Below are 15,660 nucleotides of genomic sequence, written 5' to 3'. Positions count from 1 at the left end.
GGTTGAAGGTTGCACTCCATCGAATCCCACAACTGCGTGTTGTCCATGTCCCCGGAGCATAAGCCGCAGCTGCATATCGAAAGCGGGGACGAGCTCACTGTCCACACCATGGACTGCTTCTCTAACACAATCAGCGATGAGACGGAGCTGTTCAGCAGCGTCGGATGGGACAAGGTCAACCCGGCAACAGGCCCGATCGCCATCAACAACAACCAGCCCGGCGACACCCTCAAAGTGGAAATCTTGAGCATCGAGGTCGGCGACCGCGCAACCATGACCACCCACCCCGACTTCGGCGCACTGCCCGGCACCGTTGAAGAACGCACCCGCCTCGTCCCCATCCGCGACGGCAAAGCGCACTTTACCGACACCATCGCAATCGATACCCGCCCCATGATCGGCGTCATCGGCACCGCACCCGCGGCGGACTCGGTTCCCACCGGCGAGCCCCGCCAGCATGGCGGCAACATGGACACCAAGGAAATTGTCGTCGGCTCCACGCTCTACCTGCCGGTGGAGGTTGAGGGCGCGAACTTAAGCCTTGGGGACGTGCACGCGGTCATGGGCGACGGCGAAGTCGCCGTCTGCGGCACCGAAATCGAAGCCGAGGTGAGAATCCGCGTCACCCTCCTGCAGGGCCGCCCGCTACCGCTGCCATTCCTCGACTCCGGCGACTCCGTGTACACCATCTCCTCCGAGCTCGACCTCACCGACGCGGTGAAGGAATCCGCCCGGATGATGCGCGACTGGCTCGCCGAGAGCACCGACCTTGATAAGACCGATGCCCTCATGCTGCTCTCCTTGACCGGCGACACGCAGATTAGCCAGATCGTGGACCCGCACATGACCGCCCGCTTCCGCCTCCCCAAGACCATCCTTCAGCAGTGCGGAGTCGAGCTGCCTTAGGAATCACGAAGGTAACGGGCTAACCCGCCGAGAAGTACCTGGAGTGCGATACCCGAAGATGGTCTTCACTCTCACTGGCGATCGCGACAATCTCGAGGTCGGGATCGGTGTTTGAACGATCGAGCTTCAACCGTTCCACCGTCGCGTCGCGCAGCGAGTCGAACCTCTCAAGTGCCATCTCACCCGTCCGACGCTGATACTGGATTAAGTACGCGAGCATGAGGATGTCCTCCCTGGGCCATCGTCGTTTTCGGTCGGAGCGTTGATGTTCGGTATTGGGCCGGCGGGCAGGTCCTCGGGTTCATCGCTAAGTCCCTCCACGACCCCGTGCCTGTTCTGAAATTCCCTTAACCGCGTGATCACGGCGCCGAAATCCTCCTCCGGCGAGTGCACGAGCCCCTCCAGCACATGATTGTGGGTCAAATAAATGGGTTTGACAGGAAGACCACGCCGTCTCGGCTTAACCGGAGAGGGCGTGGTGCACGCAGCGCACACTATATAGCAATCCCGCACCGTAAAGAGTCGCGCAACTACACCTGTGAGGCTCTATGAAGTGGGATCCAACCCCCTACCCGCGCCGCCCGCCTAACGCCGCGAACTCATTCAACAACGCGAGTACTTCCGGTGAACGCCTCGCCCGCTGCCGTTTGTCCAACTGCGCCGACACCACAATCCCGTCAGCCTCGAGCCGCTCCAACGCATTACGCGCAGTCTCCGCCGATACGTCGAACTCCGCCGAGACCGCGCGCCTACGTATACGTCCGCGGCGATCACAACGCGCTACCCCTGTGCACCACTGGTTCAAGATCAAACCCAAGCACCGTAAGCACGTCGATCACCTTCCCAATCTCTGCGGTCGGCTCGCCGTGCTCCAACTCGCGCAGGAAGCGGTCCGACACCTCCGCAAGCTCCGCCACATCCAGCTGCGTCAGCCCCGGTCCTTGCGCTGCTGACGCACGAACGCGCCCAAAGTCGCGGTGTCCACTTGGGCCCTCCTAACGGATCGATCGTTCCGGAATGTTCGTCTGATGCCTCATCGTACGCTACGGAACCGGCATTTCGGTGCGAACGTTCCTTTTCTTGTTGTTCTAGGCTGAACCTTTCGAGCAAAAGGTCGTTTTCGGTGCGTTCACTCCGCCATCTCCGAACCGTGCTGGAAGCTTTTGGATTATCGACGAACTACGGCCCGTGGAACATGCCGCGTTCCGCGTCCTCCAGGAACGCCTTAAGCGCGTTTGAGGTCTCCGGGTTCGCCAAAGAGAACGCGGTGGCCAGGTACTCGGAGACACCGCCGAGGACGTGCTCTGATGCGTGGACGGGGATGAGGGAAGACACGTTCGGAATCGTAGTTCAAGCCGGAAACGAACTCTCGCTAGTGACATAGTCATACGAACGATGAGGCTTCATCTTCATTGATTGCCCTGAACGCTGCGGATGCCACCGATTCGCAAAAATTCAGCACCGCGTCGTTCTCAAAGACCTTCCTGTCAATTGCCTCCCTCGCCCAAAGGGTCTTATCCGAAGAAGCGACAACAGACCTATCAAAATCCTCGAGTTCGCCCTTTGGTATAAGCAGGAGCCCAATCCGTGCCAAGGTCTCCAACAAATCATTAACTAGTTCTTGGATTCTCTCATCCTCGTGGTCCGCGCTAACCTCATCGGCCACTTTGCTCTTGAGCTTGCCCTCTAGCGCCCCTTTCGGAGTCCCCTCGAATTCGGTCCGGTGAATCTCCTTGAAACGATGATTGATCGCGTCCACCAAACGCTCCACCTCGGTAGACTCTTTGCACCCCATTGCAGAAACTGTGGACAAGAGGCGCTTCTTCTCAGACACCAGGTCCAAATCACCCACAATCAACGTGGGAGTCTTAAGACTTCTGAGTAAAGACGCAGTCGCAGGGAAATTTCCATTTCCACTCGTCGGAATGAAGATTATCGAATCTCTCAGCGCGTTTGCGTGGGGGACGGTAGAAGTAGCCGCGTAGTGGTCGAATGCCTCCTCGAAGAAGAGCGCATCCTTCTCGTTCTCAACGAGAACAGCAACCGCCGAGAAAAGCGACTCAAGGATCGGTGTATAGCGGATACGGCTCTTAGCTCTAATGTCTTGGAATACCTCTGACTGCACAGTCGTCGACGAATAAACGGTGTCGATGTCGCCCTTATATGAGAGCCTGTGGACAACCAGTTGCCTGGAGCCTTCGCGGGATAAGCCGCTTAGGAGATTGCGGTCGTGAGTTGCACAAACGATCTGCCGCTCTTCAACCCGACAGACGCGTTGGAGAACCTGGCCTAATCGATACGCCTGCGGCGGATGCAAAAAAGCCTCAGGTTCATCGACCAGTACTAAGCTCCTCGAATCTGTGTAGAGACGCATTAATAACCCAGCTACGTTGCGCATTCCGAGTCCTTGCTGGTCTACGGTTCTTGCGTTTTCGAGGAACGAAATGACGCTGGCGGGATTAGCGTCCGCGATCGACGGCATTTCACACGGCCGCGGCCCGAGGAAAAAAGTTAGTTTTCCCCCATGGATGTGGAAGTTAATTTCCTCGTTGAAGATATATCTAAAGTCCTCGCGTACCGCGTCGTAAGCGTTCTCCTGGTCCCTGAGCTTGACGATGGCACTTGACAGGTCCTCAAGCGATTTTCGATCAGATTCACTTATGCGACTCAGCGGCTCGTCAAAACGAACGAATGCCTCAATGAATTCTCCAAAACGGTTACTAGCATGGGTCCATCCGGAAAAATCCTGCTTGCTAATAAAGCCCGAATTGCCGTATAAACCGTATGGCAAATCGGGATTGTAGTAAGTACCCTCATCTTTGAAATTAGCCTCTGCAACTTGTCGTAGGTAAGTCGAAAGGTCCTCCGTTGGCCATCGGATTTCGACCGACTCGAGAAGACCACGGTCTATATCGGCGGTCTCTATCGAACGCCCGAAGAGAACAGCGCGTAGTTGCTGAATGAAATACGATTTTCCCGAATTGTTGGGGCCGACCAAAGCGAGGATTGAATCCGTATCAAGCCTAATTTCTTGTTTTGACTTTAAATGGATTGACTGAAGTGTCGGTCGTTCTGGACTGCGCACTCGTCGACTCATCCGTACCAGATCGTTCTCAGACACACCCACCGCACCACCATTGCTCAGAAGAACTTTTCGTCAACATGTAATCAAGATCATCATAGTTCCAACCAAACTGCTGGGTTCTGGTCAACGAATGGATCTATAAGCGCGAGCGATGCGGCTCTCAGCTCTAACTGTCAGCCTCTCTAGACCCACCCGGTCCAATGCCCGACGGTAAGCGTCTTCGGCAGACTTAATGTGGTGTCGATCCACTACGTACTGAAGATGGGCTTCCCACTCCTTGTATGGAATATCGTCGACTGACCTCGGGCCCTTCGTCCTTGGACGCACCGCAGGTTGGTCCGGCAACCGGTATGCCCTCTCTCCACTCTCTTCAAGAATCAGTCCCCGTCGCTTCAGACGCAGTATTGAAGCTCGCAAACGGTTGGTGGCCTGATCCGCCACGCGCAAGTCTCCTCCTCGCCGAACATACCTTTGGAAGAGGGGTCTTTCGAGAATAGGGCCTTCCACTGCAAGGATATTCAGAATCCCTTGATCAATCTGGTCGTTCGTTGCGACATAGATTGATACAGTCGAACCCGAAAATTGCTCGTACTTCTCCAACCGCAAATAGTCTTCTCTGCCCTGATGACGCTTGACTGACGCTCGGCTCTGGTTGTTCGCCGAGTTTCTGAACTGCTGGCGACGAGCCTTCTCTGCCCTAGCCAAGGTTTCTCTGTACTGTTGCTCTCCCTTACGGCGAGATTCCTTAGACGGACGGGACCGTGCGCCTGTCAAGGACGGATCAATCCATGAAATGTGGGCGGACGGGACCTGGTTTACCCACAACCAATACAAGTTCTCCGCGTCTTTTAGTTTCAGCGAGCGTGCCATAGCCGCAAGGGGATCCCCATCAACCATTCTCGTAGCCATGTGCGGCTTCGCCGAGTTGTCAGACACCACCACAACTTGCTTTGCGACGTAATTAAGACAGAGCCACTCGGGTCCAAGCGCTGAGGGGTCGTCAACCACTAGTAAATTGACACATTCGGGTAATGGTGGGACAGAACGAAGCAATGCCGATCGTTCTATAAAGCGCAGGTTGGAAAGCACAACCCCCTTTGCCGCACATGGGGATGAATCCTCTTCCCCTAAACCTGATGTCAAGTTGGACAGGAGAGTAGTTTGTCGCTGGAAGTCATCGAGCTGAACCTCAACCTTCTTGAGCTCCTGGTGACGTACTGCAATTTGTTTCCCGTACTCGCAGCTACTTTCAGATGCTTGGAGCCAGCGCCGCGCACGCTCTGCCTCCTTTAGCTCCGAAAGCTGGAACCTTTTGTCTCCGCGCCTCAGCGAGTTCGCGACGGGAAGTGCCCAATCACCCACCTTGTTGAGCAGCCGTTCTAGCTCGCGCCAATCTTCTACCCGCGCATTGTGCTCTGAAATCTCTTCCAACACCGACCGATAAAGGTTGACATCACCCTCGCTCAATGACTTCTTGAAGTTACGCACCCAATCAGGCTTCGCTGCAGTGGGAAAACGATCGGACACCAAACGTTTAAGACGTTCTAACTCATCAGCGCGATGGGCTTCTTCTCGTATGAATTCGTCCAGCACGTTCTGCAACGAAAATAGCGTTTTTGCTTCCCTGCCTGCGATGAGACTCGTCTGGAGACCAAGGTCTTCCAACGAAGCGATCTCAGATACCGCTTCCCCAAGGAGGGATTTCGATTGAAACCAATCATGGAAGGCTTCGGAGGTCGTTTGCAAGAGTTTCGGGGGCTCGAAAGACCCGGTCCCAACTTGTAAGCCGATGGCTCTCGCCAACTCCCGCACGCGCAGCAAGTGTAGATACGAAAGAAAAAGATCGACCGAGGCAACGTCCATGGGCGGTTTCCCGTCTATTAGAACACCCGACAAGAATGCTTTCGCGTTGCGCACCGCCCGGTGTCCTAAGTAGGGGATGCGTACACTCCCGTCTGACTTGAGCCTTAAGGTGTTGCCCGCATGTAAATAACTCAGAAGTTCATTCGCTGCCCCCTCATACTGCCCAGGCGAACCAATTACTTCAATCCTGAAATTTCCACCCAAAGCCTCTGGGAGTCGCCGAAATTGCGTGTAGAGATCCCGGACCTCTCGCTCCTTGCTGCTGATCTGCCGATAGACCGAGCTCAACCCCTCACGTTGAATCTCGTCACCTAGATGGCCACCGTACGCTTCCAGCTCTCCAGTTACTTCTAAGAAGCGATTTACCGCTCGTTGAACCGAGGCTCTTCCGGAAGGGCTTAGACAACCCCATTGGTTCAATAAGGAGGTAACAATCGTGCTCTGTTTCGCGTCGCCCGACACTGACGATTCGAAGAGCGACGCGAACTCGGCGACCGTTGGGAGGAGGCTCGGCTCGAAGCTAACGAACTTCTCTGCTGAATGGAGTTCTGGACTCCCGAATGATTCCAGCAGTCGACCAAGGTTCTCCACCTCAGCTTTGGTGAGCGGAAACCTCGCACTAAGCCTCTTTAGGCCTGCCTGCTGAATCCATTCGAACTTAGCCTGATTCTCTGAGATGCGTCTCGCCGCTTCTTCTAGAGGCACTTTATACCCGACGATGTCGAGACTCTGGCTGTTTACTACTGAGATTTCGTGCTGCAGCTGTAACCGACGATTTTCAAGTTCTTTGATCTTATCCGCCGAGTTCGCCAATTCTGGCTTCAACCGGTTTATCTGCGTTGATAGTTGGTGTTTCAGACCGCTGTGGAAGGCTGAGTCATCCCCCGTCACAATCACTTTCTTGTCGAGCTCGAGCTGACGCGAAATTAGTGAGCTAATGGTTTCCAGCTTCTCTAAATCGGGTAGCCCCTCCAGTACCACTAGGGGTTCTGCTGTGGCACGAATCGCAAAGTCGCGGGCACGTTCTCGCATCGTCTCATCGCCGCCCCCGCGAATAGGAGCCCAAAAGATCTTTCGCTGTGCTCCCTGGTTATCCCCTAAAAATAGGGCATCGAGTCCGCTGGGGATTTCCCTAGCATCCGCAATCTGTTCCGAGATAGTAGTTAGATATCCGGCCAGGTATGCGTCGTTTTGGACGGCAGCGAGATCGGCAAACAACCTCGCCACGCGTTCGTAACGTTCTTCCACCTGCTACTCCAACACTTCTATATGAAATATAACGGAATAGTCTCTGGCTGGGCTGGGTTCATCCGACCATCCCCTCGAACCGCGCGTACGCCTCCCGCATATCCGCCTCCCGATCCAACCGCCTAAACGGATACTCGAAAACGTACTCCACACCCGACTGCGGATGCACCCACGTCCGATCCGCCATCGACAACTCCTCACCGTCGCGCAACTTCGCCTGCAACTTCAACACATCCTTCGGCACCTTCCGACCATTCGCATCAAACCGATCCTCCTGGTCATAACGCCGCATCACAGGAAACTGCGTCCGATAAATCATGCACAGCTCATCCGCCGTCACACCCAACGACAACGCCACAATCGCATCAATCTCCACCTGCGCGGCTCGACGCTCCTCATCCTTACGCAAAGGCTTATCGACGCCCCAAGGTTCCCCCATCAACTCCTCCCACAAAGGCGCATACGCCTCGTTGAGACAGTTGAGACGGAGGTAGTTGCGTAGCAAATGCGCGCGGCCCAAAGATCTTTTTCCAAAGACTAAACCTTCCACCGCGGCTGGCCGGAGGTGGCTCACACCTGAGGCACGAACCAGGAAATCCACGACGAGGCTGGAGAGCGTCGCTCCCAGCAGAACAGTGTCCGCTGCGTTCTCGGTGCTGGCTGCGGAACCGACAGCGTCGACGTGAGCGGCCCCGGGAGGGATTAGAGACGGGTATGTCGTTCTATAACCGGTTGTCGCTGCCATTACTCGCCATGCGATCCGAAATGGCTCCTTCGCGGAGACATCATTCCAAGTTCCGTAGTCGATGTCGTACGTTGGCGACAGTTCGCGATCAGGCTGGTACGCCGTCGCCGGGATGAAGTCCGCAGGCATCGCTTCGAGATCGATCTCGGACCAATCCTGATTGTGCTTCAGGGAGGGATTGGGCTGCTTGATCATGGGGGTGGACACACCGAGGTGCGGGCCTTGGAGAATGACATCATCCCATGAATCTGGGTGCGCCCACCCGGTGTCGAAGTAACCGGCTTTCTTGTCGGCAGTCTCGTGCCATCCCGCTGAGAACTGAAGTCCGAGCTCGCGGATACGGGGTGCGGCGGCAAGCTTCTCGAGCACTGCCGCGGCTTCGGTATTGACGGTGTAGACCATGCGGGATTCGATGGGCGGAACCGAATCGTCCTCGATGATGGAGTGCCACACCTCAAGCGCCCTGAGATCAACCGTTTGCACTCGGTGACGGTGCGGACGCAGGTCCCAGTTGTAATCGGGATCTTTGATACCAGGAAGGTCCCCTGTCCCATCGTGGTGGACTGATTCCTGAGCGGTTGCCGGATGGTACATGCGGCCAGCCATGATGAAACTAGGCACCTCGAGTTCAGATCCGTAGAGGTGTACGCCGTAGACCACATGATCATCAATATCGAACAGCATTAGAGCGTTAATGAACTGCCAATGGCGCCGCAGCCGCAGATATGCACCCCGGCGCAAAGGGGCCGCTTTCTTCTCCGTGAAGTGGGACTCGGGGTGGATGAGCGAGGTGACTCCATCCTCCGATGCGTTGCCCCACGTCCGTTCCATGAACCCTCGGTAAAGATCTGGCTGCTGGCCCACGAGGTGCGGGTAGCGCGTCACGTCGGTAAGCACGGCAGCGGTTGCAACTGATTCACCGAGGCCTCGGTAGACAACCTCACGGGCAGAGGGATCAGTGTTCCACTTTTCACGTCGCGCCTTCTTCTCAGCCTGCGTCGGCTTGTGAGCAAGGGAGAACCACGGGTCGGCCTCGGAGTACAGCGCGTCCAGGTCTGTGCGCGGCCGTACCCACGGCGGGTTGCCCACCTGCAGGTCGAAGCCGCCGCGGGCGAAGACCGCTGCGAAGTCGAGGTCCCAGTGGAAGAAGCCCTGCTCGGCGGCGATGGACTGCACCATGCGTAACCAAGGGTGCTTCTCCAGCACCCGGTCGATGCGGGGCGCGTTGGAGAACTGAATGTCGTAGCGTTCCAGCTTTACCAGCTCGTCCCAGTCCTGGGCCCTCGCGAACTGGTACTGGGTGGTGTCTTTGGTGGTGACTTCGGTGCCGAGAATGTCGGTGAGTGCGGCAAGCCATTCGTCGAGGTCGGGGAGCGCGTCCACCTCGGTGAGCGGCCAGAAGGTCAGTGCGTTCCACGCGTCCATTGCAAGGCGCAGGCGCAGGTAGGCACCGTCGGCATTGTGCAGCAGCTCGCGCTCGATCTGCTCGCGGCGCACGTTCTTCGCGGTGTGTTCGGTGTCGCGGCCCCAGATATCGATGTCGCGGCGGATCTGGTCTTCGGCGATGCGCATCTTCGAAAGCGTGATGGTCCACAAGGCTTCCACGCGCGCGGCGAGGTTGGTCAGCTTCTTCGCCTGCTCCTTGGTGGGTACTTTGCCGGTGACGGACTTGCGCCACGCCTTCATGGCCTTGATCTCGTCCGCGGCCAAAGTCTTTAAGTCCTTCGCGTCCGCGGCCGCTCCCCAGGTGGCAGACGGCAGGAGGAACTGGTGGATGCGGCCGGAAACGTTGGCATCTTTGGTCTCGCCGGCGTCGATAGCGTTAGCCAAGTTCTGCACCGGCTCCCGGCGCGGCACGGCGGTGAGCCACTCGCGCTTCTTCAGCTGCGCGGTGGAGTAGGTGGAGCGCAGCGCGCCGATCAGCGAGTTGCCGCGACGCAGGTGCAGGCCGAACCACGGCGCTTTCAGTTGGCTGGTCATGGTGTCCAGCCACAGGGAGATCTCGGCGAGCTCCACCGCGGTTGGGTTCAAGTCCACGCCGTACACCTGGTGCAGTGCGATGTGGGCCTTGATCTTCTGCAGCTCCACGGTCCGCTGCTTGGGTTCCACCTGCTGGTCCAGCTCGTCCTCGCGCAATTGCAAGTACAGCTCCGCGAGCTGGCGCACGGCCTCCACGGCGAAGGCGCCGGAACCCATGGCGGGCTCGCAGATCGTCAGGCTGAGCACGTCCTCCGATGTTGTGATGCGTCCTTCCTCCTGCAGCACCTCGATGGCCTGGCCGACGGTGAACTCCGTGAGCACCTGCGGGGTGTAGAAGGACGCGGAGCGCTCCCGGTCGCGGCTGGACTGGCGGAACACGAACGAACCGGCGGGGTGCTCGCGGCGCACCTTGGATGTGCCGCCCTCAGCCATCTCCTTGTCCTCCAGCACGAAGCTATCGCCCGGCACGGTGTCGGCGGCGTGGGTGGGAAGCACCCAGGAACCCTTGGAGGCGTCGCCCTTCGGCGCGACCTCGTACAAGTCCTCCTCGGCAATAAAACCGTGGTAGGACATCAGGCCCTCGTACACCTGGCCCAGCTCGGTCACGCCGAGGGTGGCGTACGAGATGAAGCCGCGGTCGCGCCCCGCAGAGACCTTGGACAGGAGCAGGTTCTGCAGGACTTTGGTGAGGGCGGCGTTGGAGAGCTTGGTTTCGTCGATAAGCGATGTGCTCTCCCGCTTGAACAAGTCCGCCTCCAGGTTGCGGAAGGTGAGCCCCTCGTTCTGCGCGTCCTGGTCGGCGCCCGCGACCTCGAGCGGGTCGTGGCCGTCGTTGACCTGGGTGAACAGCAGCTGCAGCGAATCGTAAAGGTGGGTGCCGCGGCGGGCCTTGTCGGTCACCGGCTCATCCAGAATCTGGTCGCGCAGACGGTCCAAGCCGTAGCCGTCGACGTACTCCGGTGCGCCCGTGGGCAGGATAGCCAACTCCGGGGAAGCCTCGGCGAAGAGCAGAAAGAGGATGCGGTAGAGGTAGCGTAGGGACTGGCGCGCGAGCTCGTTGCCGTCGATGGTGTCGATTGGCAGGTTGTGCTCGCGGCGGCGGTCGAGAACATCGTTGCCGATGATCTCGATGGACTCGCGCACCGCGTCGCGCAAGTCGCCGGAGACCTTCACCGCGTGCTGCTGCGACTCCTCGCGTGTCTGCGTCCACCAGGTGGTGCCGTCCGCTGCGCGCTCCAGGTTCTCCCGCGCCAGGATGACGGCGACGCGCTCGAGCTCGCCGGCTTTCTTCGTGTCGTTGCGCTCCACCGCCAATTGCAGATTGATGGCCAGGTAGCGGCCAAGCGGCCAGGTTTCGCGCTCCGCCAGCATCACCCAGGGCCCGGCAATGACCACCACGTACTCCGGCGGCTCGTTGGACAGGAACAGGTCGCCGACCAGACTGGACACCTTGACCGGCGCAGGGTCTTTGCCCTCCTGGGCGACGTCGATGGGCAGGGAGGTGAGGTCTTCCTCCGTCTCCGCCGGCTCGCCTGCGGCCAGCACCGCCAGCGTGCCGACGTGGCCCAACCAGCCTTCGAAAGTGAAGGTCTCCCCGGCGCGGGCGGCGCGCACAGTGGTGGGGAGGCCGTAGCCGAACGCGTCGCGCACAAGCTGGTTCGTGACGGCCGGGTCCGCGCCGGTGGCAAACGCCGTCTGCAGCTCGCCGCGCAGCGACTGCAGGCGCTTGACGGGGGAGGGGGAGCCGGACTCGTGCTCCAGCTGCGCCCACTCCTTCACGCGGTTCTTCACGCGCTTGGTGAAGGATTCGCCCTTCGCCTCGTCGGTGGTGAAGTAGTGGTCGCTGATCCACTCGTCGACGTTCAGGATGGAATCGTGCGTAGCCATGGGTTAGTGCTCCTGGTGGGTGTCGGCGGTGTTGTTTGTGGTGGTGCTGGGCAGTACCAGGACCAGCGGGCGGATGAGCTCGCGATCCGGCTGCAACGAGGCGATAAGCGCCTTCTCCTGCGCGATGAGGTTCTCCGAACGGGTCAGCCGCAGCGTGGTCTGCGCACCTTCGCGTGCGTCCTCCCAATCCTCGGTGCGCTGAACCCAGTGCGCGATGCGCTCGTCCGCGTGCTTGCGGGCGGCGGACATCATCGGCTGCAGCTGGCCGCCGGCGAGCAGCACCGCGCCCTCAATCAGCTCGGCGGTGTCCTCCGGCAGCGTGAGCCCACCCGGGTTGATCGCCCGCTCCGTCAGCCCCACCCCGCGCAGCCATTCCACCGGGTCCGCGATAGTATCCGGCCGCATGCCGGCCACCGTGACAAACGCGCGCGACACCACCTGGCCGCGCTTATTGGTCAAGGTGCCCATGAGCAGCACGGTGGGCTCAGCAACATCGCCCGCGATGGCCGGGATTTGGCCCGCGCTTAACGACGCTAAAGCTCGATCCGCCGCCCAATCCGTCACCGGGTGAAGAGGCCCAAGGAAGTGCGACTTCGGCCACGTGGAACCGTCGTCGCCCGTGCGCGCGTTTCGCAGCACCTCATCTCCGCGGGCGTGGGTGGTGGCCAGCTGGAAGTTCTCCCGCACCTTCCGGTCCGTGAGGTAATCCTGCGGCAGCACCTCCAGGCGCCTGCGCAGGTCCTCCGGCGGCTTCAGCTCCGCCACGCCGTTTTTGTGCAGCTGGTAACCCACCCCGCCGGCCGCGAGCGGGCGCTCCGGGGCTGCGTGGAACGCCTCGTTCAACGCGTCCTCCAGGTACGCGATCTCGGAGGGGTACAGGCTGGGCTGGCCGCCCCGGTTGCTTGGGGTGAGGGCAGGCTGCTCCGGCAGGGCATCGTCGATAAGCCCAAAGCCCGACATCCAGAACGCGTCGAGCTCCTCAGCCGTCTGCGGCTGCGAGCTCGCGATATCCTGCGGGGCCTTCACCACGTCGTCGAACGCGAGCTGGTTCTGGATGACCTTGCGGATCTCCTCCTCCTCGCCCTTCACCGTGTGCTTGCCCATGAGCGAGCCGACATCGCCGAGCAGGCGGTGCGCCTCGTTCTCGCGGTTGATCAGCTTGGTCAGCACGTGCAGCTCGCCGACGTAACCGCCCTGCTTTGTGTCCAAAAGGAGTGCCGCGATCTGCGGGGGTTCGGTCTGCCCATAGCGGTCCACGCGGCCGTTGCGCTGCTGGATGCGGATGAGCGACCACGGGATGTCGTAATGCACCAGGTTGTGGCACAGCGTGTGCAGGTTCACGCCCTCGGACGCCACGTCACCGGTGACCAGGACGCGGAGTTTGGAGTCTTCGCGCTTGAACTCATCCACAAGCCGCATCTGTTCCTCGTCCGAGAGGCCGCCGTGCATGACCTGAACCTGCTCTTTGCCGAGCTTGAGGTCCTTGGTCAGGTTCTGCTGGAGCCAATGCAGCGTTGCGACGCGCTCCGAGAACACCACCACCCGTGTTGGGCTGTTCTTGGCGATGCCAATGTCCTGGAGGTAGTTCACCAGAGCCGCGTACTTGTTGGAGTTTTCACGTGTGACCTTGGCGTTGAGCTGCTGGAGGCGATCGAGGGCCGCGCGTTGGGTGGTGTCTAGCTTCGGGTTCTTCAGGCGGTTCTGGATCGTCTCCTCGAGCGCCGCCGGGGAGGAGAGGAACGCCTTGATCAGCGTCCACGGGAAGAGGCGGTCTGAAGCGGGGTTGTTGCGCATCCACACGTGCTCAAGCTCGGCGGCGACGGCGTTTTCTTCTGCGGAGGCCTCGACCGGGATGTTGATCGGCTCTCTGCGCTCCGCCCACTTCTCACCGACCACGCTGGCGACCTCCTGGCTGTGGCGGTGGCGGCGGATCAGCAGCCTTGCGACGGCCTCCTGGTCAATCGTGCCGTCCGGCAGCACCGCCGTCGGATCCAGCAGGCGCAGGATCTCCTTGAAGGACTCCGGGTCGCCGTTATGCGGGGTCGCGGAGGCAAGCAAGAGCGCCTCCGTGGTGGGGGCGAGGGTGCGGGCGAGCTCGTTGTTCTGGGTGCCGACGTTGGTGGCGTTGTGGATCTCATCTATCACCACCGCGTCCCACCGGACCTTCTCCAAATACGCGCGGTACTTGCCGCTTTTGAGCGTGTCCATCGACACGATTACGCGGGGGAAGTACGTGAAGGGGTTCCTACTCGCCGGCAGGATGCGCTGCACGCGCTGGATTCCGGCGCTGTCGAGCCGCACCAGCGGGATGGCGAAGCGCGACCACATCTCCTGCTGGAACTGCTCCATGATGTGCTTCGGGGTGACCACCAGGATGCGCTCGCCGCGGCCGCGCCGGATCAGCTCCGAGAGAATCATGCCGATCTCCAGGGTCTTGCCCAGGCCGACGGCATCCGCGATGAGGACGCGGGGGCGCAGGTTATCGTCGGAAAGCGCTTTGCGCACCGCCGTGAGCTGATAGTCCAGCGGGTCCATGAGCATGTCCTCCGCCACCGAAAGCTGCTCCTGGTACAGCGGCACCGGAGTTTGGCGCAGGGTGGTTTCCAGCCACAGGCGCGTGGTGCGGTAACCGGGGGAGTGGTCGGCGACGACTTCGACCTTGGCCGGGTCGAAGACCTTCACGTCGTCAAGCGCCGTGTAAAAACTCGCCGTGGTGTCGCGCACGTAATCCGACAGGCCGCGGACTTTGAGCAGGTAGCCGTCCGTGGATTGCGTAACGCTGGTGACCAGCCAGAGTTCATCGCGGACCTTGACCATCAAACCGGGCGCTAAAGCAGTCTGATCCGTCAGTGCTGGGGCAGGCTCTGATTGCTGCTGGGGTTGGTGCTGCTGAAGCTCGTCGCTAAGCGATGTCATGACGAAAACCCTATCGCGCCCACCGACCCCACGAGCCGCGTTCGCACCGGTTGTCGAACACGCGTGGGAGTAGTGCTTTACCCGCCCGGCCGCGCTACCTTATTAGCCAGTGTCTTCTGTTCCCGTGTGCTTCCCGCGCAATTGCTTCCCGTGAAAGGCCCCACCATGCGCTCCCGTTTCCTTGCCGTGGCTACCGCTGCGGCGCTTACTACCGCCGCTCTGCCTGCGCCGGTGATGGCCGAACCCGCCACGCCCACGTTCGGCTCCAGCCAGCCTCCTGCCAGCTGGCAGGAGAAGTACGACAAGGCGGAGAAGGAACTCGACGCGGCGAAAAGAGAGCTGAATTGGGCTCTGAACGAGCAGAAGAAGATCGATCGAGCTGAGCGGGAGGTCACGCAGGCGGAGATGGCGCTCGACGAGGCCAGGAAGGCTCTGCAGGATGCTTTGAACCGGGTCAACGCGGCCCACGATGCAGAGGAGAAAGCAAAAGCAGACCGGGAAATGGCCGACGCGGGTGCAAACTACGGCCTGGCGGATACCAACCTGAGGGAAGCAAAGAAGGAACGCGATCGAGTGATCGCGCAGGTTCACGAAGGCACTCCAGATCCTTCAGATCCGGCGGCCCGTATCGCCCGCGCTGAGCAGGATGTGGAGGAAGCCCAGGCGCGCCTGGACGCAGTGAATGCGGAGCTGGAAGGCGTGATGGCAAAGCAGTCCTCGCGCAACGCCGCCATCTCGGGCACCATCCTGGCGATCGCGGCGCTTGCGGCCGTTGGTGTCGCGCTGCTCCCGCAATACCGCGATAAGCTGCCGTTCGATGTACCGGAGTTGCCGAAAGTCCCCGATTTGGCCAGCCTGGCAAACCTGCCGTTTGATCTGCCGAAACGTCCTGCGAACGCGCCGCTGTAACTTCGCGGCTAGAAGTTTTTCAGCTCTGGGGTAGACAGCCTCGCAGCAGGTGGTTTATAGTTCCTTACGAACCCCCTCGACCACGGCCACATCCCCCCCGAGGCCGGATGAGCACTCACCC

At 60.0% G+C, this 15,660-nt stretch carries 9 protein-coding genes; 2 read left to right on the top strand and 7 right to left on the bottom strand.

Going from position 1 to position 15,660, the window contains the following annotated elements; all coding sequences use genetic code 11:
* Positions 1 to 9 precede the first annotated feature (9 nt).
* Entirely contained in the window at positions 10 to 906 is an 897-nt protein-coding gene (locus HWX32_RS00050; RefSeq protein ID WP_217702876.1) for an acetamidase/formamidase family protein, read from the top strand.
* A 19-nt stretch (positions 907 to 925) separates the two neighbouring features.
* Here HWX32_RS00050 and HWX32_RS00045 read toward each other — a convergent pair whose 3' ends face one another.
* From HWX32_RS00045 to HWX32_RS00010, 7 genes are all read right to left on the bottom strand, one after another.
* Positions 926 to 1,126, bottom strand: a complete 201-nt coding sequence (locus tag HWX32_RS00045) for a hypothetical protein (protein ID WP_175934246.1) — start codon at positions 1,124 to 1,126, stop codon at positions 926 to 928.
* Positions 1,127 to 1,676: 550 nt separating this feature from the next.
* Positions 1,677 to 1,823 (bottom strand): hypothetical protein, encoded by a 147-nt coding sequence (locus HWX32_RS00035; protein ID WP_175934244.1) that lies wholly within the window; start codon positions 1,821 to 1,823, stop codon positions 1,677 to 1,679.
* 262 nt (positions 1,824 to 2,085) lie between these two features.
* A complete protein-coding gene (locus HWX32_RS00030; RefSeq protein WP_175934243.1) occupies positions 2,086 to 2,241 on the bottom strand; it encodes a hypothetical protein in 156 nt (51 codons plus the stop codon).
* 49 nt (positions 2,242 to 2,290) lie between these two features.
* Positions 2,291 to 4,027, bottom strand: coding sequence for an ATP-dependent endonuclease (locus HWX32_RS00025; protein WP_175934242.1), 1,737 nt, complete (start codon positions 4,025 to 4,027; stop codon positions 2,291 to 2,293).
* An 87-nt stretch (positions 4,028 to 4,114) separates the two neighbouring features.
* Positions 4,115 to 7,102, bottom strand: coding sequence for a hypothetical protein (locus HWX32_RS00020; RefSeq protein WP_175934241.1), 2,988 nt, complete (start codon positions 7,100 to 7,102; stop codon positions 4,115 to 4,117).
* Between the two features lie 58 nt (positions 7,103 to 7,160).
* Positions 7,161 to 11,714: a DNA methyltransferase gene (locus HWX32_RS00015; RefSeq protein WP_175934240.1), complete on the bottom strand. Its 4,554-nt coding sequence runs from the start codon at positions 11,712 to 11,714 to the stop codon at positions 7,161 to 7,163.
* A 3-nt stretch (positions 11,715 to 11,717) separates the two neighbouring features.
* On the bottom strand, positions 11,718 to 14,630 hold the full coding sequence (locus tag HWX32_RS00010) for a DEAD/DEAH box helicase (protein ID WP_175934239.1): 2,913 nt from the start codon (positions 14,628 to 14,630) through the stop codon (positions 11,718 to 11,720).
* 165 nt (positions 14,631 to 14,795) lie between these two features.
* Between HWX32_RS00010 and HWX32_RS00005 the strand changes: the two genes are divergently transcribed.
* A complete protein-coding gene (locus HWX32_RS00005) occupies positions 14,796 to 15,539 on the top strand; it encodes a hypothetical protein (protein WP_175934238.1) in 744 nt (247 codons plus the stop codon).
* The last annotated feature ends 121 nt before the right edge of the window (positions 15,540 to 15,660 follow it).

The sequence above is a fragment of the Corynebacterium sp. Marseille-P4321 genome, assembly GCF_903645305.1.
In the GTDB taxonomy this organism is placed as follows: Bacteria; Actinomycetota; Actinomycetes; order Mycobacteriales; family Mycobacteriaceae; genus Corynebacterium.
The sequence above is the reverse complement of the archived record's forward strand: the minus strand, read 5'-3'. Positions and strand labels throughout refer to the sequence as shown.

Excerpts from the sequence above, each read along its gene's own strand:
- HWX32_RS00045 (WP_175934246.1), bottom strand. The coding sequence starts at position 1,126 with ATGCTCGCGTACTTAATCCAGTATCAGCGTCGGACGGGTGAGATGGCA.
- HWX32_RS00015 (WP_175934240.1), bottom strand. The coding sequence starts at position 11,714 with ATGGCTACGCACGATTCCATCCTGAACGTCGACGAGTGGATCAGCGAC.
- HWX32_RS00010 (WP_175934239.1), bottom strand. The coding sequence starts at position 14,630 with ATGACATCGCTTAGCGACGAGCTTCAGCAGCACCAACCCCAGCAGCAA.
- HWX32_RS00005 (WP_175934238.1), top strand. The coding sequence starts at position 14,796 with ATGCGCTCCCGTTTCCTTGCCGTGGCTACCGCTGCGGCGCTTACTACC.